This window comes from Mesorhizobium sp. M2D.F.Ca.ET.226.01.1.1 (genome assembly GCF_004022705.2).
Lineage (GTDB): Bacteria > Pseudomonadota > Alphaproteobacteria > Rhizobiales > Rhizobiaceae > Mesorhizobium.
In genome coordinates, this window is the sequence record NZ_RZOY02000001.1 from 575,156 (window position 1) to 601,083 (window position 25,928).

Here is a 25,928-nt window from a genome sequence, read left to right on the forward strand (position 1 = left end):
TGCTTGGAATATCCAGTTTTGAAAGTTTCAGGTGGTCCAGTTGGAACAGGACGGCGTCGCGCGCCGGATCATCGCGGCGATCAAGGAGCAGATCCACAGCGGGGCGTATCGGCCCGGCGATCGCCTGCCGTCGACGCGGGCTTTTGCGGCCGAGTGGGGGGCGTCGCGGACCACGGTCACGGCCGCCTACAATCAGCTCGACGCCGAAGGCTATCTGATCATCCGGCACGGCACGCGCGCCGTCGTTGCCCCGGGGTTGGAGAGGAAGTCGGGAGAAGCGCCTGTCGCGACCATTTCGCCGCGCAACCTCTCCGCCTTCGCACAGCGGTTGCTGACCCTGCCTCCGACGGCGTTGGCGCAGCCGGCCAGGATTGCGGATTTCCGCTATGGCGACCTGTCCGGAGCAGATTTCCCGGTGCTGGCCTGGCGGCGGGCGTCGAACAAGGCCATCCTGCGGCGCCCCGCACGGCTGCGCTATGGCGATCCTCAGGGGTCTTCCGTCCTGCGCAACGCGCTTCAGGCTTATCTGTGGAGGGCGCGCGGCATCAGTTGCGCGCCGGACCAGATCGTCATCGTCAATGGCTCGCAGCAGGGGCTGGACCTCTGCGCGCGGCTGCTGCTCGACCCGGGCGACCCCTTCGTGATCGAGAACCCGGGCTATCTGCTGGCACGCCACGCCTTCGTGGCGGTGGGCGGCATCGCCTTGCCCGTTTCCGTGGACACGGATGGGCTACGGACGGATCAGCTGCCGCCGGCCCGTCTCGCCTATGTGACGCCTTCGCATCAGTTTCCGCTCGGCGGCGTGCTTTCAGCAACGCGGCGGCGGTCGCTGCTGGCTTGGGCCACCGGCGTGGGCGCCTACGTCGTGGAGGACGACTATGACGGCGAATACCGGCACGACATCAGTCCCATCCCGCCGCTGCAGGCGCTCGACGCGGACAGCGTCATTTATGTCGGCACGCTGTCCAAGACGCTCTCGCCGACCTTGCGGCTCGGCTACCTCGTCGTCCCCGCCGGCCTGCGCCGGGCATTCAGCGAGGCAAAGCGCCTGACCGACCGGCACGCGCCGATGCTGGAACAGGACGTGCTGGCCGACCTGCTGGCGAGCGGCGCCTATGAGCGCCACGTGCGCAGCATTCGCAGGAAGAGCGCCGAGCGCAGGGGCATCCTGCTGCAAGCCTTGACCGACCACCTTGGCCACAGGGTCACAATCGCAGGCGCCGAAACGGGACTTCATGTCGTTGCCTGGATGAATGGCATTGCCGCCGCGCGCGAGCCGACGCTCATCGCGGCCGCGCGCGCTGCGGGGATCGGCCTCTATCCGGTCTCGCCGCTTTACGATCCGGGCGGGCCTCGACCGAAAACGGCCGGCTTCATTCTTGGCTATGCCGGGCTCGACGCGGATGCTTTGCGGCGCGGCGTTGCGGTGCTGGCCACGATTTTGACCGAGCACCGCTAACCGATCCGCGTCGTCAGAAAATCTCGTTGCTCAGCCGCTTCACCGGACCGAGCAGGATCGAGCCCGTCGGCACGCCATTGTCGATCGGGATCGCCTTGCGCTCCGGCATGTCCTCTTCCGGCGCGCCGACATTGGCCGTCACGACGACCGGGGTCTTGGTGGGCACGCGGTCGTAGAGGTCGATGATGTCCTGGTTGATCAGGCGCACGCAGCCCGACGACACCGACTTGCCGATCGACCACCATTCGGGCGAGCCATGCAGGCGATAGAGCGTGTCTTGGTTGCCCTGGAAGAGATAGAGCGCACGCGCGCCCAGCGGGTTCTTCAGGCCGCCCGGCATGCCGCCATTCTTGGCGCTGAATTGCGTCAGTTCCGGCTGGCGCGCGACCATTTCGTCCGGTGGCGTCCATTTCGGCCACTTCTGCTTCCACTGCACGACCGCGTCGCCCGACCATTCGAAGCCGGCGCGGCCGAGACCGACGCCGTAGCGGATCGCCTGGCCGCCCTCGCGCACCAGATAGAGGAAATGGTTGGTTGTATCCACGACGATGGTGCCCGGCCGCTGCCCGGTCGGATCGGGAACAATCTGGCGTAGGAATTTGTGATCGATCTTGTTCACCGGAATCGCCGGCAGGTCGAAGCCATTGTCGGACATCGCGCCATACATCGTCTCGTAATCGCCGAGCGGCGGCTCGACAGGGGCCTGAGGCGGCGGCGTCTGGATGGGGGCCGGGCCTTGATCGCTGGTGGTGGTGCAGGCGGAAACGGCGGCCGAAGCGGCGCCAAGGGCCGTCAAATTGAGGAAGCCGCGACGGCTGATGCGGAGGGAAGCGTCTGACATGGTTGCCTTTTCTAGGTCTTAATTCGCAAGAAAGCATGAAAGCGAGGGTCCGTCGCCGGCGCCATCCATAACAGTCAGCGGCGATAGGCGGTTCCAATTCTGGCCTGAGGGTGGACAGAAAAAGGCGAAGCTGTGATCGCCCTGCAGCTGTTGCGCTGCAGCAACATCACGTTCATGCGCCGGCCAGCAGGCCTTCGAGCGAGGGCAGGATCAGCCCCGGGGGAAAGTCGCGGTACTCGTCCGGCTGGTCGGCGCGGTTGATCCAGACCGTGCGGAACCCGAACTTCGTGGCGCCCGCCACGTCCCAACGGTTGGACGACTGGAACGACACCGCGCCCGGATAGAGCCGCCAGCTGGTGACTACCATGTCGTAGACCGACGGGTCGGTCTTGAACTTGCGCACCGCATCGACCGAAAAAACGTCGTCGAGGATCTGGTCGAGTGCCGCGGATTTGACCGCGGCGTTGAGCATTTCCGGCGACCCGTTGGAAAGGATCGCGAGCTTCGCGCCCGACCCTTTCAGTGCTTTCAGCACGGCGGGCACTTCCGGGTAGCAGTCGAGCCGCCAATAGGCTTCCAGCAGCTTGGCCTTGAGCGCCGGATCGGCCGAGGGCACCTTGCGCAGCGCGAAATCCAGCGACTGCTCGGTCAATTGCCAGAAGTCGGCGTATGAGCCCATCAGCGTTCGGACCCAGGAATATTCGAGCTGCTTGGCGCGCCAGATTTCCGACAGCAGCTGGCCGTCCGGGCCGATCTCGCCGGCATGGCGGCGCACGGCGGCGTGCACGTCGAACAACGTGCCATAGGCGTCGAAGACATAGGCCGCATGATGCATGGCTTAAGTTTTGCGGCGCGGAGGAGCGTCGCGCAAGCGCTGATTGCACTTAAGTCCCGCTGGCCTCAACGATTTTTGCCCATGTCGGTTGACGCCGGCCGTCAAAGCATCGTCCTATGGCCGTCTGAAATTACTCGTTTGGACGGCGAACATGACACTGGCGGCAGCGGCGCAAACCGCGACTTGGACCTATGTGGACGGCGACTGGTACGAGGGCAATGTCGCGATACTGGGTCCGCGCAGCCATGCCATGTGGCTCGGCACCAGCGTCTTCGACGGCTGCCGCTGGTTCGAAGGCGTCGCGCCCGACCTTGAGCTTCACTCCGCCCGCGTCAACGCATCGGCGACGGCGCTTGGCCTGAAGCCGTCGATGACCACGGAAGAGATCGTCGGCCTGACCTGGGACGGCCTGAAGAAATTTGACGGCAAGACGGCAGTCTATGTCAGGCCGATGTATTGGGCCGAGCATGGCGGCTATATGGGCGTGCCGGCCGATCCGGATTCGACCCGCTTCTGCCTCTGCCTGTACGAATCGCCGATGATCCCGCCGTCGGGTTTCTCGATCGGCGTCTCGCCGTTCCGGCGCCCGACCATCGAGACCATGCCGACCAACGCCAAGGCCGGCTGCCTCTACCCCAACAATGGCCGCGCCATCCTGGAGGCCAAGAACCGCGGCTTCGACAATGCGCTGGTGCTCGACATGCTGGGCAATGTCGCCGAGACCGGCACGTCCAACATCTTCCTGGTCAAGGACGGCCATGTGATGACGCCGGCCGCGAACGGCACGTTCCTGTCCGGCATTACCCGCTCGCGCACCATCAACCTGCTCGGCGACTATGGCTTCAGGACCATCGAGAAGACGCTGTCGGTTCGCGATTTTCTCGAGGCGGACGAAATCTTCTCGACCGGCAACCATTCCAAGGTCGTGCCGGTCACGCGCATCGAAAGCCGCGACCTGCAACCCGGACCCGTGGCCAAGAAGGCGCGCGAGCTCTATTGGGAATGGGCGCATTCGACGTCCGCCGCATGAGCCGCTGGAGTTTCAGCGTTTCACGAAACGGCGATCCACTCTTTCTCTTGTTTGGGGCAATTCCGGACGGAAAACCCTTTCACACTTTTCCGCGAATTGCTCTAAAGTCGCTCGGCGCTTCATTCTGGAGTTGCCCCAACCCATTCCAGACCTATCTAGTTCGGTGGTTTCACCGGATTTTTTCCTCGAGGGAGTACCATCCATGGCTTTTGAGTTGCCCGCCTTGCCTTACGACTACGAGGCGCTTCAGCCTTACATGTCGAAGGAGACGCTGGAGTATCACCACGACAAGCACCATAAGGCCTATGTCGACAACGGCAACAAGCTCGCCGCCGAGGCCGGGATGGGCGACCTGTCGGTCGAAGAGGTCGTGAAGCAGTCTTTCGGCAAGAATGCCGGGCTCTTCAACAACGCGGCCCAGCACTACAACCATATCCATTTCTGGAAGTGGATGAAGAAGGGCGGTGGCGGCAACAAGCTGCCGGGCGCCCTGCAGAAGGCCGTTGACAGCGATCTCGGCGGCTATGACAAGTTCAGGGCGGATTTCATCGCCGCCGGCACCACCCAGTTCGGCTCCGGCTGGGCCTGGGTTTCGGTCAAGAACGGCAAGCTCGAAATCTCCAAGACCCCGAACGGCGAGAACCCGCTGGTGCATGGCGGCTCGCCGATCCTCGGCGTCGACGTCTGGGAGCATTCCTATTACATCGACTACCGCAACGCGCGGCCGAAATATCTCGAAGCCTTCGTCGACAGCCTGATCAACTGGGACCACGTCCTGGAGATGTACGAGAAGGCTAAAGGCTGATCGATCTTACTGAAAAGCCCCGGCAAGCCGGGGCTTTTCTTTTCCGGGCGGGAAGAAACCAAGGCAGTCAGCAAAATCGTCACGGCGAAGGGGAATAATCTGTCTGTGACGCCCGTTAACGTTCAGTCCCCTCATCATCCACGGAGCCAAATTGAATGAGAAAGCTTGTCCTTGCCATCTCTATGCTCGCCTTTGCCGGTTCGGTCGCCTTTGCCGATCCGATCCAGGAGCGCCAGGCGCTGATGAAGGAGCGCGGCAAGCTCGCCGGCCAGTTGTCCAAGGTGGTGAAGGGCGAGGAGGATTTCGACGCGGCTGCCGTGCTGACGACCCTGAAGGCCTTGCAGGCCAATGCCGAGAAGTTCGATACCGAGAAGCTGTTCCCGGCCGGCAGCGACAAGGGCGATACCACGGCCGCGCCCAAGATCTGGGAAGACATGGCCGGCTTCAAGGCCGCCGAGGACAAGTTCCTGGCCAATACCAAGGAAGCGGTCGCCTCGCCGCCGGGTGATGTCGACGGTTTGAAGGCGCAGCTCAACACGCTTGGCGGCGATTGCGGTGCCTGCCATCAGAGCTACAGGGTCAAGAAGGGCTGATCGCCTGATAATGGCCTGGCTGAAGAAACTCGTCGGCGCCGTTATCGTGCTTGGCGGCGCCGCGGCTGCCGCCGGCTGGGTCCTCTCGGCGCCGGTCAGGCTGGACGCTGTGACCGTCGCGCAGCTCGGCCCTGGCGACGCCGCCAAGGGCAAGCGCATTTTCTATGCCGGGGGCTGCACCTCCTGCCACGCCAAGCCGGGATCGCAGGGCGATGGTCGCCTGCAACTGACCGGTGGCCTCGAGCTGAAGACGCCGTTCGGCACCTTCGTTCCGCCCAACATCTCGCAGGACCAGAGGGATGGCATCGGCGCCTGGAGCGAGGAGGATTTCGCCAATGCGATGCTGAAGGGCGTTTCGCCGTCCGGCGAGCATTTCTATCCGGCCTTTCCCTATGCGTCCTACGCGCGCATGAAGCCGGCCGACATCGCCGACCTCTACGCCTTCATGAAGACGCTGCCGGCGGTTGCCGGCAAGGCGCCGGATCACAAGCTTTCCTTCCCCTTCAACATTCGCCGCGGCATCGGCCTGTGGAAGCGCCTCTATCTCAGCCCTGAGCCGGTGATCGCCTTGCCCGACGGCACGCCGGGCAAGGTTCTGGCCGGCCGCTATCTGGCCGAGGGGCCAGGCCATTGCGGCGAATGCCACACGCCGCGCGATTTCGCCGGCGGCGCCAAAAAGGGCGAGTGGCTGGCGGGCGCCGTGGCCGCCGAAGGCGCGGGCGTCGTGCCCAACATCACCCCCGATGGGAAGAGCATCAAGAGCTGGTCGGAAGCCGACATCGCCAACTACCTCGAAACCGGCTTCACGCCCGATTTCGATTCCGTCGGCGGCGCCATGGTCGAGGTCCAGAAAAACATGGCGCAGCTGAGCGCGGACGACCGCGCAGCGATTGCCGCCTATCTCAAGGCCGTCCCGCCGCATCCGAACGGCTATCCGGCGCGCAAGCCGGCGAGCTAGCCCGGCTCACACTGGCGGCCACCATATTTTATGGGTGGCGGTCGCCCAGGAAGTCGAAGCCGTTCTCGAAAAAGTGGTTGTAGTCGCAGGTCAGTTCCTCGCCGGGCTTGATATCGCGAAGCGCGTAGGTTTCCTCGGGCGAGGAGACGTCGCAGTTCGGCTCGTCCGCATGGTTCATGTAGCGCGCGTCATCCGCCTCGAAGACGATGTAATTGGGGTCGCGCCGGTCCGGATAGGAATAGCGGTCGAGATAGGATTTCACCGGGCCGCTTTCGCCCTCATAGGTGTCGACGGGAATGCGTCGGTCGAACCTTGGGTCGAGCTTCCAGATCAGCGTGCCCTTTGGAATGCGGTGTTTGGCGAAGACGCCGATGCCCTGTATGGGTGATTTGTCGAGATAGACGTCGACGAGCAGCATGACGAACCTTGTGAATGAACAGCCGGCGCGGTCCAAGGACCACGTCCAAGAACAGAGCATTGCGTAACGCGCAGGCTTGGTAATTGCGAGTGGAAAATCAAGTCTTGCCGGTCACTTTCAGGGCATAGGCGTAAATGTAGGCGATCTCCTCCAGCCGCGAGAAGCGACCCGACGCACCGGCATGGCCGGAATCCATGTTGATCTTGAACAGCACGGGATTGTCGCCCGTTTTGCGTTCGCGCAGCCGCGCCACCCATTTCGCCGGCTCCCAATAGGTGACGCGCGGATCGGTCAGGCCCGCCAGCGCCAGGATGGGCGGGTAGTCGAGCGCCGCGACATTGTCGTAGGGCGAATAGGCCGCGATCGTTGCATAGTCGTCGGCCGACGCGATCGGGTTGCCCCATTCGGGCCATTCCGGCGGCGTCAGCGGCAGGCTGGCGTCGAGCATGGTGGTGAGCACGTCGACGAACGGCACCTCGGCGACGATGCCGCCGAAGCTTTCGGGCGCCATGTTGGCGATTGCTCCCATCAGCATGCCGCCGGCCGAGCCGCCTTGCGCGACGATGCGGTCGTGCTTTGTGTAGCGCTCGGCCACGAGATGGCGCGCGCAGGCGATGAAATCGGTGAAGGTGTTCATCTTCTTCGCCCGCTTGCCGTCATCGTACCAGCCATAGCCCTTATCCTTGCCGCCGCGCACATGCGCGATGGCATAGACGAAGCCGCGATCGACCAGCGACAGGCAGTTCGTGTTGAAGGCCGAAGGCACCGTGATGCCGTAGGAGCCGTAGCCGTAGAGCAGGCAAGGCGCCGAGCCGTCCAGTGGCGTGTCGCGGTGGTACAGCAGCGAGATCGGCACCAGTTCGCCATCGGCGGCGGGCGCCATCAGGCGGCGCGTGACATAATTGTCCGGATCGTGGCCGGATGGCACTTCCTGCGTTTTCAGCAACGCGCGCTCGCGAGTGCGCATGTTGTAGTCGAACACCTGCGCTGGCGTCGTCATCGACGAGTAAGTGAAGCGCATCACTTCGGTGTCGTATTCGTAAGAGCCGGAGAGGCCGAGCGAGAAAGCCTCCTCGTCGAAGGAAATGAAATGCTCCTCGCCGCTGGCGCGCTCGCGCACCACGATGCGCGGCAGCCCCTCCTTGCGCTCGAGCCTGACCATGTGATGCTTGAAACCGAGCACCGAGAGGATCAGCCGTCCAGGCTCGTGCGGCACCAGTTCCTGCCAGTTGGCGCGCACCGGATTGCCGACCGGCGCGGTCATGATCTTGAAATCCTTGGCGCCATCGGCATTGGTCAGGATGAAGAAGACGTCGCCGCCTTCTTCCAGGTCATATTGCAGCCCGGTCTCGCGCACCGCCACCAGCTTGGGCTCCGCGGAAGGATCGCTGGCCGGCAGAAGCCGATACTCCGATGTCTCATGGTCGTTGATGCCGATCATGATCCAGTCATTGGCGCGCGTGCCGCTCACATCCATGAAGAAGCCCGGATCGGTCTCCTCATAGATCAGCCGGTCATTCTCCTGCTTGTCGCCGAGCGCGTGGAAGAACACTTTCGACGGGCGATGATTGTCGTCGAGACGGGTGTAGAAAAAGCCGTCATCGCCGGCGTTCCACACCCCGCCGCCGCCCGTGTCCGGGATCTGGTCGGCAAGCTCCAGGCCGCTCGCAAGATCGCGCACGCGCAGCGTGAAGAATTCCGAGCCCTTGTCGTCGAAGGCCCAGAGCAGCTTCCTGTGGTCGGCCGAATGGTCGACGCCGCCCAGCCGGAAATAGGCCTTGCCGTCGGCCTCCGCGTCGCCGTCGAGCAGGATTTCGTCGGCGCCGCCGTCGCGCGGCGTGCGGAAATAGCGCGGCTGCTGGCCGCCCAGCCGGAAGGACGAGCCATAGGCGTAGGGCCCGTCCTTCATCGGCACGCTCGAGTCGTCTTCCTTGATACGGCCCTTCATTTCGGCAAAGAGCTTGCCGCGCAAGTCGGCCGTGCCGGCCATCAGCGCGGCCTGATAGGCGTTTTCAGCCTCGAGATGGGCACGGATCCGGCCGTCGAGCAGGGAAGGGTCTCGGAACACGGCCTGCCAGTTGTCGGCCCGCATCCAGGCATAGTCGTCGCTGCGGGTAATGCCGTGATGGGTGTCGGACACCGGACGTTTCTCAGGCGTCGGCGGGTTGGCGGTCGGGAAGGCGGAAGTCAAGGTGGAGGCTCTGGTCATTATGTCTCGCTGCGGAATCTGCTTGAATACCGAATGAACACACCGCTTAGCGGCGGTTCAAGGGGCGCGGTCCAGGTTGGTCTTCAAAAGCCAGGCTGAAGGGGGAAAGATGAAATCCTGTGTTCTTATGGCCATGGCAGTTGCCGTCGCCGCGTCGGTTCCGGCTTTTTCCAGCCAGTCTCATGCAACCGTCTTTGCCGCCTGGCAAGTGGCCGGGGTGCCGTTCGGCGATACGCTCAATGCGCGAAAATATCCTTCCAACGCATCGCAGAAAGAGGCCGCCTATTCGAACGGCACCGTGCTGCAGATGACCGGCCGCTGCACCGGTGGCGTAAACCTGCTCGATATCGCCGGGCAACCGAGCCGGAAGCAGCGCCGGGCGATCCGTTATCGCTGGTGCGAGGTTTGGCACGACCCGGCGCGGAATGGCCATTTCGTCACCGGCTGGGTCTACGGCAAGTACATCGCGCCCTACTGAGGGATCCGTCATCCGCCTTGCCGGGTCGGCCAGCGAGGCGGTGTCCTGGCGCTGCGTTGTGCCGCAGGATTCATCGCGCTGGTGGAACAGGCCTCCAAGCATTGGCCAAGAATTGGACACCGTGTCGGCCGGCGATCGGATGTCTAACACATGCATGACGTCACGTCATGGCATGCTGGTCTGGCCAGAAAAATCTCGCGAAGTTACACGGCGCACGAATTTTTGAAGCTGAATCGGCAATATTTGATGAATATCGGCGAATATAAGTGAATAGGCGAATTGACTTACTTGCGATGCAGCGCCATTAAGATAACGCGACGCGAATCACAGGCTTTCCTGCATGGAATTCGCGCGATGCCCGATCCTAGAAAAAGGGCGCAGTTTTAGAAACAACTCTCGTTGGGGCCTTAGAACTATGGAAATCGTCGAAACACCTTCCAAAAACGGTGATGCGCTGATCGAGCTGACCGCCGATGTCGTCGCCGCTTATGTCAGCAACAACCCGGTGCCCGTTGGGGAACTGCCGAACCTTATCGCCGACGTCCATGCCGCGCTGGGCCGGGTCGGCGGCTCGCCGGAGCAGCCGTCGGCCGAGAAGCAGAAGCCGGCCGTCAACCCGAAGCGCTCCGTCCATGACGACTATATCGTCTGTCTCGAGGACGGAAAGAAGTTCAAGTCGCTGAAGCGTCACCTGATGACCCACTACAATCTCACGCCGGAAGAATACCGCGAGAAGTGGGGCCTGGACGCCAACTACCCGATGGTCGCGCCCAATTACGCGGCCGCCCGCTCGCAACTCGCCAAGAAGATGGGTCTGGGCCGCAAGCGCAAGGGCCGCTGATCGACTTCAGCTAGAGCAATTCCAGGAAAAGTGTGAGCGGTCTTCCGTCCGGAATTGCGTAAAACAAGGAGATAGGGCGTTTTCACCGTTTCCGTGAAATGGTGAAACGTACTAGGCAAGCAGTTCGACGGCGCCCTGTGGGGCGCCGTTTTGCTTTCAGCAAGGCTCTCGGATTAGGCCGGCTGTTTCAGCGCCGCTTCGGCGTCGCGCTTGATGCGCTTGACCATCGAGCGCAGGCCATTGGCGCGCTGCGGCGACAGATGCTCGTCCAGGCCGAGCTCCTTCAGCGTCGCTTCGGCATCCGTATTCTGGATTTCGCTTGCATGCCGGCCTGAAAACAGCGCCAGCATGATGGCGACGAGGCCGCGCACGATATGGGCGTCCGAATCGCCCTGGAAGCTGATCACCGGATCGGCACCCGCTCCCTGCTCTGTGGTGAGCCAAACCTGGCTCACGCATCCAGGCACCTTGTTGGCAGCCGTGCGCTCCGCCTCAGGAAAAGGCGGCAGGCCTTCGCCGAGCTCGATCACGTAGCGATAGCGGTCCTCCCACTCGTCGAGCAGGGAAAAGTCGTCGCGGATCGTCTGGATCGGGGTAGTCATGGTCCGCATATAGTGACCCGGCTCGGCCGCGTCACGGAAAAAGAAAGTCGCCGCGGGCGTCGAGAGGTCGGACCGGCCCGCGGCGTTAGAGCAATTCCAGGAAAAGTGCGAAGCGGTTTTCCGTCCGGAATTGCGCGAGAAACCAAAGAAAGACCAATTCCAGGAAAGTGTGACGCGGTTAGGCTCGGCGGCTTCGCCGTAGCCTTCTTCCGGAATTGCGCCAAAAAGACAGAGCGAACGGCTGGAAAGCTCTCAGTTCTTGACGGTCAGCATCACCGGAATGTTGACCTTGGCGGGCAGCACGATGTCCTCGGCGACGCTGCCGGTGGTCGTGACGGAGCCATCCGCGACCTTCGTCTCGGGCGCGGCTGCCTGCCCGGACTGCTGGTCGTCTATCATGGCAGCGGCGATCTTGGCCGTTTCCTTGGCGCGAACGGTGATGGTGTACATGGCCGATTTGCCGGTTTCGCAGACGTCAGGCTTGCGCTCGCAGAGCCCCGCGATGTCGCCGACCGCTTCGCGCGCCGCAAACAACGCCTGGATCGGTCCGACGCTCTGCTGGCCGTCTTCGCCCGGGCCGACGCCGAACGGCAGCGCCAGCAGCACCAGCGAAAACCAGAAAGCCATTCTGATCAGAAAGCCCATCTTACTTGCCTCTCATCCGGGAGGGATCGTGTATCCATCCGTGACGGATCATGCATCCTCTTTTATGGGCGCCATAATGGCATGCTCACGCAAAAGACGGCTTGCAGCGAAGCCGCGAATTTTCCTCAAATTTTAGGCAAATTCGAAAGGATTGGTTTTGATGCCGACTTGTGTCGAATCTCATCGACTGCATTAACTTTATGATAACCATATATCCTATTGTCATTGAACGTTTTTTCATTCTATGGCGATTAGCCGGATCAGGTTCTGGCCCGTTTTGGCACAGGCCTCGTGGCTAACCCGCCGTTTACCATGGCGGCAACTCGGCGTGCTTTGCGGCGCCGGCATCACAATATTTGCCCTGGGGCGGGCCGCCGGCTCCGTCAGCCTTATCCATTCCTTAAACGCTGGATGCGAGTTTCAAGTCATTGATTGAGTCACCTGCCAGGCAGGGCGTTTTTTACCACCGGGTACGCGTGCGTTGAGTTCTATTTCAGCCAGATACGTTCAATTGCCTGGCGCGGTGGCCGCCGGCTGCGAACGCATGGTTCATCCGACCGTGACGGGTGAGGCCGAACGCTTGCGCCAGCGCCGCTTCATCGGCGTGATGCTCGCTGCGCCCTTCCTCGCTGCCGGCGCCGCGGTCACGCTGGTCACCTCAAGCCTCGGCGCGGCCGTCACTGTCGCCGCGATCTTCGCCGTTTTCGGCCTGTGCTGGTTTGCGGCGCTTCTGGTCGCGGCCACCGGCCGTATGGTTCCGGCCGGCCGCATGGCGGTCGTGTTGGGCGGCCTTGCTCTTGCCGGCGCTATTGCCGCGGCGGGCGGTCTGGCCTCGCCGGTCGCGCTGCTTGCTCTCGCCTTGCCGGTCGAAACCTGGTGGGTCTCAGGATCGCGGCGCGCTGCGTTGTCGAGCGCGCTGGCGGCACTTGCCGCCATCGTGCTGCAGCCCTTTGCTGGCCATGTCCTGCCGGTTGGCGAAATCGCCACCTGGCATTGGCTGCTGCCGCTCGCCTGGGCGCTGACGCTGTTGCCACGCGCCGCCGCCTTCGCCAACCCCGCCAGTTTGCGGCCGGCGGAACCCGCCGGCGATCGTCTCGAAGACGTCATCGATGCCGTCGTGCTGCGCGTCGGGCGCCAGGGCGAAGTCGTCGATGCGTCCGCCAAGGCGCGTTCGATCCTGAAATTGGCGCCGGAGCTCCTGCTCGGCACGGGCTTGTTCGACCGCGTCCATCTTTCCGATCGCGTCGCCTATCTCACCGCTTTGGCTGACATGCGCGAGGACGCGCCGAAGCGCGGGCTCGAGCTGCGCATCCGCCTGCCGCGCGAGGGTTCCGGCGCTGCCGACAACTTCCGTCCGTTCAGCCTCGAGCTGATGCGCGGCGAAGCCGACCGCGACCTCTTCACCCTGATCCTGCGCGAGAACGACGCCGTCGCGGCGCTGCGCGAGGAGCTTGCGGAAGCGAGGGAAGCCACTGCTGCCGCCGAGGTGGCCAAGGGGCGCTTCCTGGCGGTGGTAAGCCACGAGCTGCGCACGCCGCTCAACGCCATCATCGGTTTTTCCGACATGCTGCTGCATGAGATGTTCGGCGCCTTCAAGGATCCGCGCCAGAAGGAATATGTCGGCCTGATCAGGGAGTCCGGCCAGCACCTTCTGTCCGTCGTCACCTCGATCCTCGATGTGTCGCGCATCGAGGCGGGCGCCTACGCGACCGAGCTGGAGCCGTTCCGCTTCGTCGAGGCCGTCGACATGTGCCGCTCGATGATGCGGCCGCTGGCCGACGCCAAGAGCATAGTTCTTGCCACGCAGATCGCGCCGGACGCGGGCGAGATCAATGCCGACCGCCGCGCGGTGCAGCAGATCCTGATCAACCTGGCGTCGAACGCCGTCAAGTTCACGCCCGATGGCGGCAGTGTGGTGATCGGCGCCAAGCGTGTCGGCTCTCGCCTGCATTTCTGGGTCAGCGACACCGGCATCGGCATTGCCGAGGAGGATATGGCCAATCTCGGCAAGCCGTTCATGCAGATCCAGAACGACTACACGCGCCGCTTCGAGGGAACCGGGCTCGGCCTGTCGCTGGTCAAGGGCTTGGTGGCGTTGCACGACGGCACGATGTCGATCGAGAGCGCGCCGGGCGAGGGCACCACGGTGACGATCGGCCTGCCGGTGAACGGGCCGAAGCGGCATTCCGGTGTGCCTTCGGGCGTGCTGGCCATGCCGGCGGTGAAGCCGAAGGGGGATAGAGATGGGGAGAGAAATGGCTCGCTCCGCAAAACGGCCTAAGGTCGTCGAACCCGAGCGCGGCGTTCTTGCCGAGGGCGCCGTTGCCGTCGGCCAGATGATCGCAAGCAATCCGGTTCTGGTCGGCGGTTCGACCGCTTTCCTGGTGACGCTGTTCTATGTCTCGGCCAACGCGCTCTGGTATCAGCCCTTTCCGCATCCCGGCGCTTTCTTCGCCACCCGAAGCATCGAGAATTTCCCGCACACCCTATCCAACGAATCGGAAACCACCATCAACATCCTGCGCCAGGCGCCGGCACAGCAGACGCCCAAGCCCGATCCGGTCGTCGAGCAGGTGCAGGGCATCCTGAAGGATCTCAACTTCTATGACGGCACGGTTGACGGCTTGACAGGCCCGGCCACCCGCAAGGCCATCCAGGCCTATCAGCTGAAAGTCGGGCTGCCGGGGTCGGGCGAGATTGACGGCGCGCTGCTCGATCAGCTTGGCGCGCGCCAGACGACCGCTGCCATTCCGCATCCGATGCCGCGGCCGGCCGATGTCGCCGCCGCCAAACCGCCGGTGATCCCGGTGTCGACCCCGGCCGATGGCGGCACGCAGTCGCCCGATGCCCGCATCGTCAAGATCCAGGCCGGCCTGAAGGCCTTCGGCAACAATGACATGCAGCTCGACGGCAAAGTCGGCGCCCGCACCAAATCCGCGATCAAGGAATTCCAGGCCTTGTTCGGCCTGCCTGAGACCGGCGAGCCCGATGAGGCCGTCTACGTCAAGATGCGCGAGATCGGCCTGACCAACTGAGCGGGGGCATCCGAACCTGCTTATTCAAGCCAATGCTCGGGGTCTCGCATCCCGTGAACAACAGCCACGGCCAGGATGCCGTAGTCCATTGGCTCGTAGATAACGATATATCGACCCTCCACGAGAACACGTGCCGTGGCGCTCAACTCTGGTCGAGCAACCCCCATATTTGGATGATTGCAGGCGAGTTCCAGCTTGTCGAAAATGCGCCCTAAAAGGCTGTCCGCCGCCCTTTCGCTGTCAGCTGCAATATGGCGCCAAATGTTCTTGAGATCTTGTTCCGCGCGAGGTGTAAGTCGATAGCTAGCCACGTTCCGCGCGCTCGGCTTTCAGAGCGCGCAGAAAGGCGCGGCGATCGATCTCATGGCCTTCGCCACTCGCCATTCCTTCGTCATAGGCCTGCTTCAATTGTGCGAGTTCTAGCACGCGAAGCTCCTCGCGGTGCTCCCACAGCCTGAGGGCCTCTCTGACGATTTCGCTGTTCGAGGCATAGTCGCCACTCTCGACCGCATCCTGCAAACGGGCGGCCTGTTTCGGCGTGAGCGATATCGTGAGCGTGCGCATTGCTTGGCTTTTCATCATTCCTTTATAGCGCTCTTAACAAAACCTAACAAGATTTGTTAGAGCGTATCTCTTCGATGTCCAGCCTCTCGCGGGCATAGCTGAATCTCGCTAGACAGGCTGCATGTCATCCGGAACCATCCCATGCGCGTAACCACCGATCTCTGGGTTTCGGCCCTTGTGCGTCGTGTCTTCGGCGCCGGCGGCTTTGCGGCGATCGTCAAGCGCGGCGCCACCGAGGCGGGCGCCGTCTTCGTGCTGTCGCGCGGACGGATGGGGGAGGTGGCGCTCTACGGGCCGGCGTCGCAGACGAGCTACGATTCGGCCAAGCCTGACGAGCGCTTCTTCACCATGCTCGATGCCGGCGACGATGGTTCGGCCTTCGATGCGCGCCTGGAGCGGGAGAAGAAATTCGATCCCGACATCTGGGTCGTCGAGATCGAAGCGGGGACCGTTCCGGTCGAAGAGCTTCTTTCCGTGAAGGCGGAATAACCGCGTCAGGATGCCTTGAGGCCAGAGCTCGCCTGGTCGCTGTTCGACGCTTGGTGCTCGGCGCTGGATGTGTCGGACGAATTGCCACGGATCGCCCGCGAAAGGCTCTCGGTCTTCCAGGCGCGCACCTTGTCGAGCGCCGCTTCGCGGGGCAGGAGCCGGTAGCGGTCGAGAAAGAGCCGGATCGCCTGCGGATGCGGGAACTCGCCGGGATAGACCGCCACCGCGATCAGGAAGGCCCTGTCTTCGCTGAGGTCGAGGGCGCGCAGCGCGGCAAGCAATGCGGCATAGCCTGATTGCCCGGTCACCGAGCGGGCCGTCGCGAAGTCGATCTCCAGCGCGTCGGCAAGCGCGGTCTGGAAGAAGGCCGCATTGCCGGTCAGCGCCGTCTCGCGCAGCTTCACATAGGCCGGTTGGCCGAGGAAGGCGTTCACATGGGCACTTTCGTCGGCCGGTCGCATCATCGAACGCAGGCGGCGCCGCGCGTTCTCCGCGGCTTCGCCAGGCGTCGGATGACCGGTGTCCGCCTTGGCTGCCGGCTCGGGTCTCGGCGCCAGCTCGGTGACCGTTTCCGGCGGCCGCGTCTTGACCAGCGTCGGCCTTTCCAGCGCGCGGATCAGGTCGGCGATCGTCGAGTTGAGCTCCTTGCGGCGCGCAATGGCGCGCGCATGCGGCAGCCCGTGCCGGCCGATCAGCGCGATCAGGTCGATGTCGTTCAGCGCGTTGGAGCGGGTAAGCAGCGGTGCTGCGATCTCGACCGGCTCTTCGGCCAGCCGTCTGACCAGGGCGGTCGGCGCATATTCGCATTCGGAGAGCGCGGCGGCGACATAGCGGCGCGACTCGACCGAGACCTCGTCGAACAGCGGCAGCGTCAGATCCTCGAGCTGGGCAATCTCGCGGCGCGAGGGACGCGTCAGCGAGCAGAAGGCCGACACGGCGGCGCGGAACAGCCTTTCGGCTTTTCCCGCTTCGGTCCGGATAGCGATTTGCCTGAAATCCGAAGATGACACGGAGGATACGCCCGACACTCGACACAGTCCCGAACCGCGCAATCCGACAGGGCCGGTTTCGCAACTCCAGGAAAAACAAACATCAAATTAGCCGCGATCCGTTAGCGCTCCGTTAACCCTCTAAGCCCCTTAATCAACTTTGGAGGCGTTGCGTTGTGCTCCGGTCAAACCGAGAGGAATGCGCGAACCATGGGCATGGTCCTGTCTTTTGTGCCGCGAGCGGCACCTGTAAATCGAGCAAGTCACGACACCACTACGGCGGCGGCGGTCATCATTTTCCCCGGCGTCCGCTACGAATTGCGTCCGCAGGCCAGCGAGGCTCAGCCCGGCAGTCCGGACAAGCCCGGCTCGCCGCCACCTTCGACGCCGCATCACTGATAGGTCGTTGACGTAAATTTCCGGAAGTCGCCAGGCCTAACCGTTCCCGGCAATGCTCTAATAGTCTTGCAATTCGCAGGCGCTCTGCTCGAGGAAGCGTGACACGATCGGCTTCCAGCTCTCGTCCGGCACGAAGGCGCGGACGACGAAAATGCCTTCCTCGATCGGCGCCTCGACGAAGATCGCGCCCTGCAAATCCTCCGGAAGGTCGCGCCGCACATCGATCATCTGCGCCGGCGTCAGCACCACCGTGTCGAGCTTCTCGCCATTGGCGTTGTGGTCGTTGAAGGAATAGATGTTGTGGCCGTTGCGGTCATAGACCGAGGCCGACCAGAACGGCACGTCGCCCGGCGCCTTGATCCGCACCAGCCCGTCGGCGAGGTCGAAGCGGCAAGCGGCGGCATAGAAGAGTGGATCGACCGATTTCACCACCGGCGCGCCGCCGGCCTCGGCGTCCAGCCGTGTCATCTTGTAGAGGTCGGAAGCCATCGCCAGCCGCGACCAGGCATCGCGTTCGGAGAATTCCGGCACCAGGAACAGCACCACGATGTGCACGATGCCGGCGCCGAGCAGGCCAAGGATCAGGGCATGCAGCAGCCTACGCATTGCAACCCGCCTTCAAAATGCGCGGCAGCGTCACGTCGGACAGGCCGGTGCTCGAGGCGATCGGCGTGTCGTAGAAGGTCAGCACGAAATACATCTTGCCGGAGCCGCCGGTGAGCAGCCAATTGCCGGGGGCCGGGCGATTGCCGACGGTGATGACGACGGAATTGTCGGGCTGGCGCAGCACCTCGTAGGACTGCAGCGCCGACCGCCTCGTCTTGCCGGTGTCGATCACGCCAAGCGACTGGTCGGCGGCGTAGAGCGTCCAGAACCTCGCGGCCGGATAGCCACCTTCGATCGAATAGGTGCATTCCCGCTTCAAGGGCTCGCCGGCATCGTCGCGCTCGGCGACGAAGGCAAGTCCCTCGGCCTGGCCGAGTGCCAGCACACCTTCGCGCGCCACGCGGGCCTTGGAGTAGGGGTCGGCGGCCAACGTCCCCATTTCGGGGAAGGCGGTCCACCGGCCGATGCGGATCGCGCCGACGCCGTCCTGCGTATTGAGCGCGTACCAGACGCTGTAGCCGCCAAGCCCGATGGCCATGGCAAGCGAAAGCAGCGTCAGGATGGCGTTCTTTAGCATGAGAGCCGCAAACAGAGGAGGTTGCCCGGGATATCGCGGCGCGGGGTGCTGTGGCAAGCCGGCTTCACGCGAGCTCCGTCCTAAAGCGCTTCGCAATTTTTCAGATTCGCTCTGCGCTTTTGGTTTTGCGCATGTCTTTGTCCCGAAACCGGTTACCACTTTCGGCAGACATGCTCTAAAGCGCCGACAGCGTTTCCGGCGAGGCTGGGGCTCCGAGGACAGGCGCCGCCTCGAACACCCTGGTCATGTCCCGCAGCATCTGGGTCGTGCGGGCAGACAGCACCGGCGGGCGCTCTGCTTCGGCCTGGGCTGCTGCCGTGTCGGCTTCCTTCTTGGCCGCTTCCTCGGCCTTCGCCGCCACCTCCGGATCGACGAATGGGTGCTCGATGCCGGGGATCGGCTTCAGGTCGATATTCTGGTGCGCGTAGACCATCAGCCGCTGCCAGACCATCGCCGGCAGGGAACCGCCGGTCATCTTGTTGGTCGGCGTGAAGTCGTCATTGCCGAGCCAGACGGCGGCCGTGTAATTGCCTGTGAAGCCAACGAACCAGGCGTCACGGTAGGATTGCGTCGTGCCGGTCTTGCCGGCGACCACGATGTTGGGGATCTGAGCACGCCTTGCCGTGCCCATCACCGGCACGGCGGCAAGCATCGTGTTCATCGATTTCAGCGCCTGCTCGGACAAGACGCGATGCGGCGGCGGCGCGTCCTTGGTCCAGTCATAGACGACTTCGCCCGTGCGGGTGACGAGCTGCGTTATGCCGTGGCGGCTGCCGGTAAAGCCGTTCTGCGCGAACACGCTGTAACCGGTTGCCTGGTCCATCACCGTCATGAGGGATGTGCCGAGCACCATGGTCTTGTGCGCTTCCAGTTGCGACTCGACGCCAAACGACTCCGCCGTCGCCTTGATCGGCGCGATGCCGAGATAATCCTTCGCCAACCTGACCGGCACCGTGTTGATCGATTTGGCCATCGCCACGATCAGCGGCAGCTTGCCCGCGGATTCGCCGTTGTAATTGTGCGGCGACCAGTTGCCCCAGCTGATCGGCCCGCCCGAAATGATCGAATTCGGCGTGAAACCATGTTCCATGGCCGTGGCATAGACATAGGGCTTGAACGATGAGCCGGCCTGGCGCAGCGCCTTGGTGGCGCGGTTGAACTGGCTGGCGCCATAGTCGCGGCCGCCGACGATGGCGCGCACCGCGCCATTGGTCTCGATCACCACGACGGCGCCTTCGGTGACGTTGTATTCCTTGCCGAACTGACGAAGGTGAAACTCGACCGACTCCTCGGCCGCCTTCTGGATGTTGGCGTCGAAAGTGGTGTGGGCGACCAGCGAGTGCTGGCCGGGCTTGGCGATCTTCTTCACCTCGTCGAAGGCCCAGTCGAGGAAGTAGTCGGGGCTCTTCTGCTCGCCGCGGTCGACGACGTCAGCCGGATGCAGTCGCGCCTGCAGCACCTGGCCTTCGGTCATGAAGCCGGCGTCGACGAGGTTCGACAAAACGACATTGGCGCGCGCGCGCGCCGCCGGCAGGTTGATGTGCGGGGCGTATTTGGTAGGCGCCTTGAACAGGCCGGCCAGCATCGCCGCCTCGGCCAGATTTAAATCCTTGACGCTCTTGCCGAAATAGAAATCCGCCGCCGCCTCGATGCCGAACGTGCCGCCGCCCATATAGGCGCGGTCGAGATAGAGCTGCAGGATTTCCTTCTTGGAGAGATTGGCTTCCAGCCAAAGCGAGAGGAAGGCTTCCTTGATCTTGCGCTCGAAGGTGCGCTCGTTCGACAGGAAAAGGTTCTTGGCGAGCTGTTGGGTGAGGCTCGATCCGCCCTGTACCACCGAATTGGCGCGGACATTTTCGAAGATCGCGCGCGACAGGCCGAGTATGTCGATGCCGTAGTGCTCGAAGAAGCGCCGGTCCTCGGTCGCCAGCACCGACTTGATGACGATGTCGGGCATCTCGTCGACCGGCACGGAATCGCGCTGGATGATGCCGCGCTGGCCGATCTCGTTACCGTAGCGGTCGAGGAAGGTGACGGCGAAGTCGCCCTGGTTGCGCCAGTCGCCGGTGGTGATGTCGAAGGCCGGCATGGCGAGCGCGAGCAGCACCACGAAGCCGCCGGCGCCCATGGTGAAGCCTTCGCTCAGTATTTCGATGATGACGCGGCGCCAGCCATGCACGCGGAAACGGCGCGAAAAGATCGTCGCCGCTTCCCAGAATTCGCGCGCCTTGAAACCGATCTCGTAGAGCGAGGTATCGAGCCACGCGTCGACGCCGAGCAGCGCCGAAGCGATCCGGCCTCTTCTCCTGCGTGGTTTAGAGGGACTGTCCATTCCAGAATTCCACCCCGGCACTTCCGCCCGAAACAGCCGATGGCAGTTCCAGGGCGCCCTCCCTGCCAGACTAATCAACCATTTTAGCACCGCTCACAAGGGCGGCGAAGCCACACACAAGCTTTGTTGAACGCTGAGGCCGGGTGGCCCGCTTCGCGGGCCGCTTACGCAGGCTTCTGAGATATCGCGCTCGCGAGCGGACGTTGGTGGTTGACGTCAGCGGGCGGCCGTTATAGAACTAGATAGTTCCAGAACCAAATGGTTCCAAATGACCGCTTCCCTCGATCAGACTTTTGCCGCACTTGCCGATCCTACGCGCCGGGCGATCCTGGCCCGTCTGCTCGACGGGGAGGCTTCCGTCGCCGAGCTGGCTCGGCCCTTCGCACTCACCGTGCGGGCAGTTTCCAAGCACGTGGGTGTGCTGGAGCAGGCCGGCCTGGTCACCCGCAGCCGCGCGGCGCAGAAGCGCCTGAGCCGGATCGAGATCAAGCCTTTGCGCGACATTGACGGCTGGCTCGCCGACTACCGCAGGCTCTGGGAGGAACGGCTCGATCGCATGGAGGATCTTCTGAGGCGCGAGCGGGCGGAAGGGGTGGGCGAATGAGCTCAAGACAGCCTGTCGCGTCCGAAGCTCAACGCAGCTTCACGATCGAGCGGACATTCGCCGCGCCGGTGGAGCGCGTGTTCAGGCTGTGGACCGAGCCGCTGTCTGTCGCGCAATGGTGGGGCATCAAGGACTGCACCATCGCGTATTGCGCGCTCGATGTGCGGGTCGGCGGCAGATGGCGCATCGATATGCGCACCGCCAGCGGCGCGCTCTATCGCAATGAGGGCGAATATGTCGACGTGGTGGCGAACCGGCGGCTCAGCTACACCGACGAACCGGATCCTGAATTGCGGGAATGGGCCGGCAACCCGCCGGGACAAAGCCTGCACCAGGTCACATTCGAGGCCGACGGCGCGAGAACCCATGTCCGATTCGAGGTGATGTTTGCAAGAGCCGCCGACCGGGAGCGGCTGCTGGGGCTGGGTGTGCGCGGCGGTTGGATGCAAAGCTTCGACAGGCTTGAGCGCGAGATCAGTCGGCTGGCCTCGCTGCAGGACGCGGCTGGGCCTCCGCCTGAATGACAACTGACCAAAGTTCCGTCGAGACAAATTGTGGAGTGCCCCATGCAACAGGCCGTGCAAACATCGCGGGACCGTGACGCGCCGACGGCAGGCCGCGCACTCTCTGCCGACGCGCCAGGAACTCAAACGGCGATTTCGGCCGACGGCACGCCGATCGCCTACGAACGTCAGGGAAAAGGCCATCCGCTCATTCTCGTCGATGGCGCGCTCTGTTCCCGCGGCATGGGTCCGAGCCGCCCGCTTGCCGCGGCGCTGGCAGCGCACTTCACCGTGTTCAGCTACGACCGCCGCGGCCGGGGCGAGAGCGGAGATGCCGTGCCTTACGCGGTCGAGCGCGAAGTCGATGACATCGAGGCCGTGCTCAATGCGGCGGGCGGAGAGGCCTTCGTCTGGGGCACCTCGTCGGGCGCCATGCTGGCGCTGATGGCAGCGGAACGTTTCCCAGGTGTCAGGAAGCTTGCGCTCTACGAGGCGCCTCTGATCGTCGATGACAGCCGCCCGACCACCGAGGCCGACTGGGCCGCCATCCGGAAAGTCGTGGCCGCCGGGCGTCGCGGCGACGCGCTGACCATCTTCCTCAAGTCGGTCGGCATGCCTCGCCCGCTTGTCTTCCTCATGCGGCTGACGCCGATCTGGTCCAAGCTCAAGGCTGTGGCGCATACGCTGCCTTACGATGGTGCCATCGTGGCCGACGATCAGGGCGGCAAGCCGCTGGTCCCCGGCCGGTGGGCCTCGATGATGGTGCCGATATTGGTGACGGACGGCGGCAGGAGTCCGCTTTGGATGCGTCACGGCAACAAGGCTTTGGCCGATGCTCTGCCGAACGCCCGCTACCTGACGCTGGCTGGCCAGAACCACATGCTGAAGCCCGGCCCGCACGTGCCCGTGCTGGTGGACTTCTTTTACGGGCCATAGCAGCGACGCGGCCTTTTGATCACCTTGCCGCGATGAAGCGCATGAAATGCGCTACGTCCGCCTCGCTCGGCTCCAGCCCGGTGAAGGCGCGCAGATAGGCGGCGAGGTGGCTGACGCGCGCTTCGACCGGTTCCTTGAGGTCGAGCACGTAATACCCGATCTGCATGTAATAGAGCACGCGGGCTCGGATGAAGGCGTCCTCTGCATCATAGCCGTGCCGCTTATACATGTCGCGGATGGCGAGAAGCCGATCGTCGTCCGCCCGGTCGATCATGCGCCGCACGTCGCTGGAACGGCGTGCCCACTCGCGGACCGCGAAATCGAGCCTGGGATCGAACAGGCGCTCGTCGGCCCAGCATTCGAACACGTTCAGCACGCCCATGATGATGGATGCGGCCGGGCGCCGGGCGCGCTCGACGATCGCCCTGGTGTTGGTCTCATACCAATGCTTCAGCAACTGGTCGAGCAGATCCTGCCGGCTTTCGAAATACCAATAGAAGCTCGAGCGCGACACGCCGAGCTTCTGTCCGAGCGCGAGCACGCGCACGCTCTCGATGCCGTCGGAAATCAGGGTTTCGAGCGCGAGCTTGATCCAGTCCTGGCGCGTCACCTTGATGTTGCCGGGTACCGACTCGGCTTGGGGAGCGGTCATGGTCATGACCGAACAAGTGGCACGGCGCGGAGCCGCGCGCAAGCTCTGGACATAAGTGTCTAGACACATGTGTCCAGACTATGTATCGTGCAGCCTCCAACGAGAGGGAGAGGCTCGTGAAGTCGCATTATCGCGCGGTCGTCATCGGAGGAGGCGTGGTCGGCGCCTCGGTGCTCTATCACCTGACACGCTTCGGCTGGAGCGATGTGGCGCTGATCGAGCGCGCCGAGCTGACGGCCGGCTCGACCTGGCACGCGGCTGCCGGCTTTCATGCGCTCAACGCCGATCCGAATGTCGCGGCACTGCAGGATTACACGATCAAGCTCTATCGCGAGATCGAGGCCGAGTCCGGCCAGAATGCCGGCCTGCACATGACCGGCGGCGTCAACATGGCGAGCGACCCGCAGCGCTGGGCATGGCTGAAATCGGCCTGGGCGGTCTTTCAGTCGGTCGGCATCGAGACGGCCCGCCTGGTGACGCCCGAAGAGATCAAAGAGATATGCCCGATCGTTGACGTCAGCGACGTGCTGGGCGGCCTCTATGATTCCAATGAAGGCCATCTCGACCCTTACGGCACGACGCAGGCCTATGCGGGCGCCGCGAAGAAGCGCGGCGCCGACGTCATCCTGCGCAACCGCGTCGTCGAGTTGAAGCCGCGCGCCGATGGCGGCTGGGATGTCGTCACCGAAAAGGGCACGATCGTTGCCGAGCATGTCGTCAATGCCGGCGGCCTGTGGGCCAAGCAGGTCGGGCTGATGGCCGGCGTCGATCTGCCGGTGACGCCGATGGAGCACCATTATTTCGTCACCGAGGACATTCCGGAGGTCGCCGCCCTCGACAAGGAGCTCGGCCTCGCCGTCGACCTCGACGGCTTCTCGTATCTCAGGCAGGAGCGAAAGGGTGTGCTGCTCGGTGTCTACGAGCAGAACCCGAAACACTGGAACATGGACGGCGCGCCCTGGGACTACGGGATCGAGCTGATCCCGGAGGATATCGACCGCATCAGCCCCGAGCTTTCCAAGGCCTATCAGCGCTTTCCCTGCCTGGCGAAGGCCGGCATCCGCAAATGGGTGAACGGCGCCTTCACCTTCACGCCGGACGGCAATCCGCTGGTCGGCCCGGTGCGGGGGCTCAGCAACTACTGGGTCGCCTGCGGTGTCATGGCCGGATTCAGCCAGGGCGGCGGCGTCGGCAAGTCGCTGGCCGAGTGGATGATTTACGGCGAGCCGCAGGCCGACATCTTCGGCATGGACATCGCCCGCTATGGCGCCTTCGCCGCCAACCGCGAATATCTCAGGCAAACGACGCGGCAGTTCTACGCTCGCCGCTTCGTCATGACCTTCCCCAATGAGCGGCTGCCGGCCGGCCGGCCACTGAAGCGCCCCGGCGCTTATGACGGCATGAGCACCGCCGGCGCCGAATGGACGGCGTCCTGGGGCCTGGAAATCCCGGCCTATTTCGCGCCGATGGGCTTTCGCGAGGAGACGACGCTGAAGCGCTCCGACGCCTTCGACATCGTCGGCGACGAGGTGCTGCAGGTGCGCCGCGCCGCCGGCCTCGTCGATACCACGGCCTTCTCGCGCTACGCCGTGTCAGGCCCGGGCGCCGCGGCCTGGCTCGACCGGCTGCTCGCCTGCCGGCTGCCGAAGCCGGGCCGCGCCAAGCTGGCGCCGATGCTGGGGCATGATGGCCGGCTGAAGGGCGATCTCACCGTGCTCAACTGGGGCGGCGAGTATTGGATCATGGGCTCCTATTATCTGCGCGAATTCCACATGCGCTGGTTCGAGGCGCATCCGAGGGATGGCGTCACGGTCACCGACATTTCCGATGCCATGTCCGGCTTCCTCGTCACCGGTCCCAACGCCAGGAAAATCCTGGAGCGCACAACGCATCAGGACATTTCCGCCAAAACCGTGCCGTTCATGGCCTGCGGTGAATTCGATATCGGCATGGTGCGCGCCCGCGTAGCCCGCCTCTCCATCGCCGGCGAGCTCGGCTTCGAGATCAACTGTCCGGCCACCCTGCATTCGAGCCTGCGTGAAACACTGCTTGCCGCCGGCGAGGATCTCGGCCTTGCCGAGATCGGTTACTACGCCCTGAATTCGCTCAGGCTGGAAAAGAGTTTCGGCATCTGGTCGCGCGAATTCACGCAAGGCTACGCGCCCGGCGAGACCGGGCTCGACCGCTTCATCGCCTTCGACAAGGGCGACTTCATTGGTCGCGAGGCGGCGCTGAAAGAGCGCAAGGTGGGTGTCTCGCGGCGTATCGTGATGCTGGAAGTCGATGCCGTCGATGCCGATGCCAGCGGCTTCGAGCCGGTCTGGTCCAAAGGCCGGCGTGTCGGCTTCGTCACCTCCGGCGGCTACGCCTACACGCTCGGCAAGAGCGTCGCCTTGGCGTTGCTGGACGACGATTTCACCGGGCAGGGGACCGAACTTTCCGTTCACATTGTCGGGGTCAAACGGCCGGCGCGCGTCATCGCGGCCTCGCCCTACGACCCTGAAGGCAAGGCGATGCGGCAATGAGGA

At 63.7% G+C, this 25,928-nt stretch carries 27 protein-coding genes; 14 read left to right on the forward strand and 13 right to left on the reverse strand.

Annotation, left to right across the window (positions count from 1 at the left end):
* The first annotated feature begins 40 nt into the window (after positions 1-40).
* Complete coding sequence (locus tag EN869_RS02685; RefSeq protein WP_210213853.1) at positions 41-1,459, forward strand: PLP-dependent aminotransferase family protein; 1,419 nt, start codon at positions 41-43, stop codon at positions 1,457-1,459.
* 13 nt (positions 1,460-1,472) lie between these two features.
* On the opposite strand, the gene EN869_RS02690 is transcribed toward EN869_RS02685, so the two are convergent.
* Positions 1,473-2,300, reverse strand: coding sequence for a L,D-transpeptidase (locus tag EN869_RS02690; RefSeq protein ID WP_127228604.1), 828 nt, complete (start codon positions 2,298-2,300; stop codon positions 1,473-1,475).
* A 172-nt stretch (positions 2,301-2,472) separates the two neighbouring features.
* On the reverse strand, positions 2,473-3,135 hold the full coding sequence (locus EN869_RS02695; protein ID WP_127228603.1) for a haloacid dehalogenase type II: 663 nt from the start codon (positions 3,133-3,135) through the stop codon (positions 2,473-2,475).
* A gap of 151 nt (positions 3,136-3,286) precedes the next feature.
* Here EN869_RS02695 and EN869_RS02700 point away from each other — a divergent pair, with 151 nt between their 5' ends.
* The 4 genes from EN869_RS02700 to EN869_RS02715 all read left to right on the forward strand — a co-directional run bounded on the left by EN869_RS02700 (position 3,287) and on the right by EN869_RS02715 (position 6,521).
* A complete protein-coding gene (locus tag EN869_RS02700) occupies positions 3,287-4,165 on the forward strand; it encodes a branched-chain amino acid aminotransferase (protein ID WP_127228602.1) in 879 nt (292 codons plus the stop codon).
* A gap of 202 nt (positions 4,166-4,367) precedes the next feature.
* A complete protein-coding gene (locus tag EN869_RS02705) occupies positions 4,368-4,970 on the forward strand; it encodes a superoxide dismutase (protein ID WP_127228601.1) in 603 nt (200 codons plus the stop codon).
* 155 nt (positions 4,971-5,125) lie between these two features.
* Positions 5,126-5,563: a cytochrome c gene (locus EN869_RS02710; RefSeq protein WP_127228600.1), complete on the forward strand. Its 438-nt coding sequence runs from the start codon at positions 5,126-5,128 to the stop codon at positions 5,561-5,563.
* 10 nt (positions 5,564-5,573) lie between these two features.
* The gene (locus EN869_RS02715) at positions 5,574-6,521 is read left to right on the forward strand and encodes a cytochrome c (RefSeq protein ID WP_127228599.1); all 948 of its coding nucleotides are present in this window, start codon (positions 5,574-5,576) and stop codon (positions 6,519-6,521) included.
* A 28-nt stretch (positions 6,522-6,549) separates the two neighbouring features.
* Here the strand turns inward: EN869_RS02715 and EN869_RS02720 are convergent, their stop codons facing one another.
* Together EN869_RS02720 and EN869_RS02725 are read right to left on the reverse strand one after the other, a co-directional pair.
* Entirely contained in the window at positions 6,550-6,939 is a 390-nt protein-coding gene (locus tag EN869_RS02720) for an SET domain-containing protein-lysine N-methyltransferase (RefSeq protein ID WP_127228598.1), read from the reverse strand.
* Between the two features lie 97 nt (positions 6,940-7,036).
* Positions 7,037-9,148 carry a S9 family peptidase gene (locus EN869_RS02725; protein ID WP_127228597.1) on the reverse strand — a complete coding sequence of 704 codons (2,112 nt, stop codon included), beginning with the start codon at positions 9,146-9,148 and terminating at the stop codon, positions 7,037-7,039.
* 127 nt (positions 9,149-9,275) lie between these two features.
* Here EN869_RS02725 and EN869_RS02730 point away from each other — a divergent pair, with 127 nt between their 5' ends.
* Both EN869_RS02730 and EN869_RS02735 read left to right on the forward strand, forming a co-directional pair.
* Positions 9,276-9,626 carry an SH3 domain-containing protein gene (locus tag EN869_RS02730; RefSeq protein ID WP_245512363.1) on the forward strand — a complete coding sequence of 117 codons (351 nt, stop codon included), beginning with the start codon at positions 9,276-9,278 and terminating at the stop codon, positions 9,624-9,626.
* A gap of 415 nt (positions 9,627-10,041) precedes the next feature.
* Positions 10,042-10,467, forward strand: a complete 426-nt coding sequence (locus EN869_RS02735; RefSeq protein ID WP_027164827.1) for a MucR family transcriptional regulator — start codon at positions 10,042-10,044, stop codon at positions 10,465-10,467.
* 173 nt (positions 10,468-10,640) lie between these two features.
* Here the strand turns inward: EN869_RS02735 and EN869_RS02740 are convergent, their stop codons facing one another.
* Both EN869_RS02740 and EN869_RS02745 read right to left on the reverse strand, forming a co-directional pair.
* On the reverse strand, positions 10,641-11,069 hold the full coding sequence (locus EN869_RS02740; protein ID WP_127228700.1) for a SufE family protein: 429 nt from the start codon (positions 11,067-11,069) through the stop codon (positions 10,641-10,643).
* A 252-nt stretch (positions 11,070-11,321) separates the two neighbouring features.
* On the reverse strand, positions 11,322-11,714 hold the full coding sequence (locus tag EN869_RS02745) for a DUF5330 domain-containing protein (RefSeq protein WP_127228595.1): 393 nt from the start codon (positions 11,712-11,714) through the stop codon (positions 11,322-11,324).
* A 544-nt stretch (positions 11,715-12,258) separates the two neighbouring features.
* Here EN869_RS02745 and EN869_RS02750 point away from each other — a divergent pair.
* Positions 12,259-13,995, forward strand: coding sequence for a PAS domain-containing sensor histidine kinase (locus tag EN869_RS02750; RefSeq protein ID WP_127228594.1), 1,737 nt, complete (start codon positions 12,259-12,261; stop codon positions 13,993-13,995).
* Positions 13,970-14,749, forward strand: a complete 780-nt coding sequence (locus tag EN869_RS02755; protein ID WP_127228593.1) for a peptidoglycan-binding protein — start codon at positions 13,970-13,972, stop codon at positions 14,747-14,749. The genes EN869_RS02750 and EN869_RS02755 overlap by 26 nt, the downstream gene beginning before the upstream one ends.
* A 20-nt stretch (positions 14,750-14,769) precedes the next feature.
* Here EN869_RS02755 and EN869_RS02760 read toward each other — a convergent pair whose 3' ends face one another.
* Both EN869_RS02760 and EN869_RS02765 read right to left on the reverse strand, forming a co-directional pair.
* Entirely contained in the window at positions 14,770-15,060 is a 291-nt protein-coding gene (locus EN869_RS02760; protein WP_127228592.1) for a type II toxin-antitoxin system RelE/ParE family toxin, read from the reverse strand.
* Entirely contained in the window at positions 15,053-15,313 is a 261-nt protein-coding gene (locus EN869_RS02765; RefSeq protein WP_189341256.1) for a type II toxin-antitoxin system ParD family antitoxin, read from the reverse strand. Before EN869_RS02765 ends, EN869_RS02760 begins: the two co-directional genes overlap by 8 nt.
* 141 nt (positions 15,314-15,454) lie before the next feature.
* Here EN869_RS02765 and EN869_RS02770 point away from each other — a divergent pair, with 141 nt between their 5' ends.
* The gene (locus tag EN869_RS02770) at positions 15,455-15,802 is read left to right on the forward strand and encodes a DUF1491 family protein (RefSeq protein ID WP_127228590.1); all 348 of its coding nucleotides are present in this window, start codon (positions 15,455-15,457) and stop codon (positions 15,800-15,802) included.
* 5 nt (positions 15,803-15,807) lie between these two features.
* Here the strand turns inward: EN869_RS02770 and EN869_RS02775 are convergent, their stop codons facing one another.
* The 4 genes from EN869_RS02775 to EN869_RS02795 form a co-directional block, all read right to left on the reverse strand.
* A complete protein-coding gene (locus EN869_RS02775) occupies positions 15,808-16,812 on the reverse strand; it encodes a DUF2336 domain-containing protein (protein WP_127228589.1) in 1,005 nt (334 codons plus the stop codon).
* Positions 16,813-17,247: 435 nt separating this feature from the next.
* Complete coding sequence (locus tag EN869_RS02785) at positions 17,248-17,796, reverse strand: DUF1254 domain-containing protein (RefSeq protein ID WP_127228588.1); 549 nt, start codon at positions 17,794-17,796, stop codon at positions 17,248-17,250.
* Complete coding sequence (locus EN869_RS02790; RefSeq protein ID WP_127228587.1) at positions 17,789-18,373, reverse strand: DUF1214 domain-containing protein; 585 nt, start codon at positions 18,371-18,373, stop codon at positions 17,789-17,791. Before EN869_RS02790 ends, EN869_RS02785 begins: the two co-directional genes overlap by 8 nt.
* Before the next feature lie 175 nt (positions 18,374-18,548).
* Complete coding sequence (locus tag EN869_RS02795) at positions 18,549-20,705, reverse strand: penicillin-binding protein 1A (RefSeq protein ID WP_127228586.1); 2,157 nt, start codon at positions 20,703-20,705, stop codon at positions 18,549-18,551.
* A gap of 268 nt (positions 20,706-20,973) precedes the next feature.
* Between EN869_RS02795 and EN869_RS02800 the strand changes: the two genes are divergently transcribed.
* Genes EN869_RS02800 through EN869_RS02810 form a run of 3 tightly spaced genes read left to right on the forward strand, consistent with a single transcriptional unit; the run spans position 20,974 to position 22,748 of the window.
* Positions 20,974-21,309 carry a metalloregulator ArsR/SmtB family transcription factor gene (locus EN869_RS02800; RefSeq protein WP_127228585.1) on the forward strand — a complete coding sequence of 112 codons (336 nt, stop codon included), beginning with the start codon at positions 20,974-20,976 and terminating at the stop codon, positions 21,307-21,309.
* The gene (locus EN869_RS02805) at positions 21,306-21,833 is read left to right on the forward strand and encodes an SRPBCC domain-containing protein (protein ID WP_127228584.1); all 528 of its coding nucleotides are present in this window, start codon (positions 21,306-21,308) and stop codon (positions 21,831-21,833) included. The genes EN869_RS02800 and EN869_RS02805 overlap by 4 nt, the downstream gene beginning before the upstream one ends.
* A gap of 42 nt (positions 21,834-21,875) precedes the next feature.
* Positions 21,876-22,748: an alpha/beta fold hydrolase gene (locus EN869_RS02810; RefSeq protein WP_127228583.1), complete on the forward strand. Its 873-nt coding sequence runs from the start codon at positions 21,876-21,878 to the stop codon at positions 22,746-22,748.
* Between the two features lie 19 nt (positions 22,749-22,767).
* Here EN869_RS02810 and EN869_RS02815 read toward each other — a convergent pair whose 3' ends face one another.
* Positions 22,768-23,406 (reverse strand): TetR/AcrR family transcriptional regulator, encoded by a 639-nt coding sequence (locus EN869_RS02815; protein WP_127228582.1) that lies wholly within the window; start codon positions 23,404-23,406, stop codon positions 22,768-22,770.
* A gap of 110 nt (positions 23,407-23,516) precedes the next feature.
* On the opposite strand from EN869_RS02815, the gene EN869_RS02820 reads away from it, so the two are divergent.
* Positions 23,517-25,925 (forward strand): FAD-dependent oxidoreductase, encoded by a 2,409-nt coding sequence (locus tag EN869_RS02820; RefSeq protein ID WP_127228581.1) that lies wholly within the window; start codon positions 23,517-23,519, stop codon positions 25,923-25,925.
* The last annotated feature ends 3 nt before the right edge of the window (positions 25,926-25,928 follow it).

Coding starts and splice junctions, on each gene's coding strand:
- EN869_RS02690 (WP_127228604.1), bottom strand. CDS start 2,300: ATGTCAGACGCTTCCCTCCGCATCAGCCGTCGCGGCTTCCTCAATTTG.
- EN869_RS02695 (WP_127228603.1), bottom strand. CDS start 3,135: ATGCATCATGCGGCCTATGTCTTCGACGCCTATGGCACGTTGTTCGAC.
- EN869_RS02700 (WP_127228602.1), top strand. CDS start 3,287: ATGACACTGGCGGCAGCGGCGCAAACCGCGACTTGGACCTATGTGGAC.
- EN869_RS02705 (WP_127228601.1), top strand. CDS start 4,368: ATGGCTTTTGAGTTGCCCGCCTTGCCTTACGACTACGAGGCGCTTCAG.
- EN869_RS02710 (WP_127228600.1), top strand. CDS start 5,126: ATGAGAAAGCTTGTCCTTGCCATCTCTATGCTCGCCTTTGCCGGTTCG.
- EN869_RS02715 (WP_127228599.1), top strand. CDS start 5,574: ATGGCCTGGCTGAAGAAACTCGTCGGCGCCGTTATCGTGCTTGGCGGC.
- EN869_RS02720 (WP_127228598.1), bottom strand. CDS start 6,939: ATGCTGCTCGTCGACGTCTATCTCGACAAATCACCCATACAGGGCATC.
- EN869_RS02725 (WP_127228597.1), bottom strand. CDS start 9,148: ATGACCAGAGCCTCCACCTTGACTTCCGCCTTCCCGACCGCCAACCCG.
- EN869_RS02730 (WP_245512363.1), top strand. CDS start 9,276: ATGGCCATGGCAGTTGCCGTCGCCGCGTCGGTTCCGGCTTTTTCCAGC.
- EN869_RS02735 (WP_027164827.1), top strand. CDS start 10,042: ATGGAAATCGTCGAAACACCTTCCAAAAACGGTGATGCGCTGATCGAG.
- EN869_RS02740 (WP_127228700.1), bottom strand. CDS start 11,069: ATGACTACCCCGATCCAGACGATCCGCGACGACTTTTCCCTGCTCGAC.
- EN869_RS02745 (WP_127228595.1), bottom strand. CDS start 11,714: ATGGGCTTTCTGATCAGAATGGCTTTCTGGTTTTCGCTGGTGCTGCTG.
- EN869_RS02750 (WP_127228594.1), top strand. CDS start 12,259: ATGGTTCATCCGACCGTGACGGGTGAGGCCGAACGCTTGCGCCAGCGC.
- EN869_RS02755 (WP_127228593.1), top strand. CDS start 13,970: ATGGCTCGCTCCGCAAAACGGCCTAAGGTCGTCGAACCCGAGCGCGGC.
- EN869_RS02765 (WP_189341256.1), bottom strand. CDS start 15,313: ATGCGCACGCTCACGATATCGCTCACGCCGAAACAGGCCGCCCGTTTG.
- EN869_RS02770 (WP_127228590.1), top strand. CDS start 15,455: ATGCGCGTAACCACCGATCTCTGGGTTTCGGCCCTTGTGCGTCGTGTC.
- EN869_RS02785 (WP_127228588.1), bottom strand. CDS start 17,796: ATGCGTAGGCTGCTGCATGCCCTGATCCTTGGCCTGCTCGGCGCCGGC.
- EN869_RS02790 (WP_127228587.1), bottom strand. CDS start 18,373: ATGCTAAAGAACGCCATCCTGACGCTGCTTTCGCTTGCCATGGCCATC.
- EN869_RS02795 (WP_127228586.1), bottom strand. CDS start 20,705: ATGGACAGTCCCTCTAAACCACGCAGGAGAAGAGGCCGGATCGCTTCG.
- EN869_RS02800 (WP_127228585.1), top strand. CDS start 20,974: ATGACCGCTTCCCTCGATCAGACTTTTGCCGCACTTGCCGATCCTACG.
- EN869_RS02805 (WP_127228584.1), top strand. CDS start 21,306: ATGAGCTCAAGACAGCCTGTCGCGTCCGAAGCTCAACGCAGCTTCACG.
- EN869_RS02810 (WP_127228583.1), top strand. CDS start 21,876: ATGCAACAGGCCGTGCAAACATCGCGGGACCGTGACGCGCCGACGGCA.
- EN869_RS02815 (WP_127228582.1), bottom strand. CDS start 23,406: ATGACCATGACCGCTCCCCAAGCCGAGTCGGTACCCGGCAACATCAAG.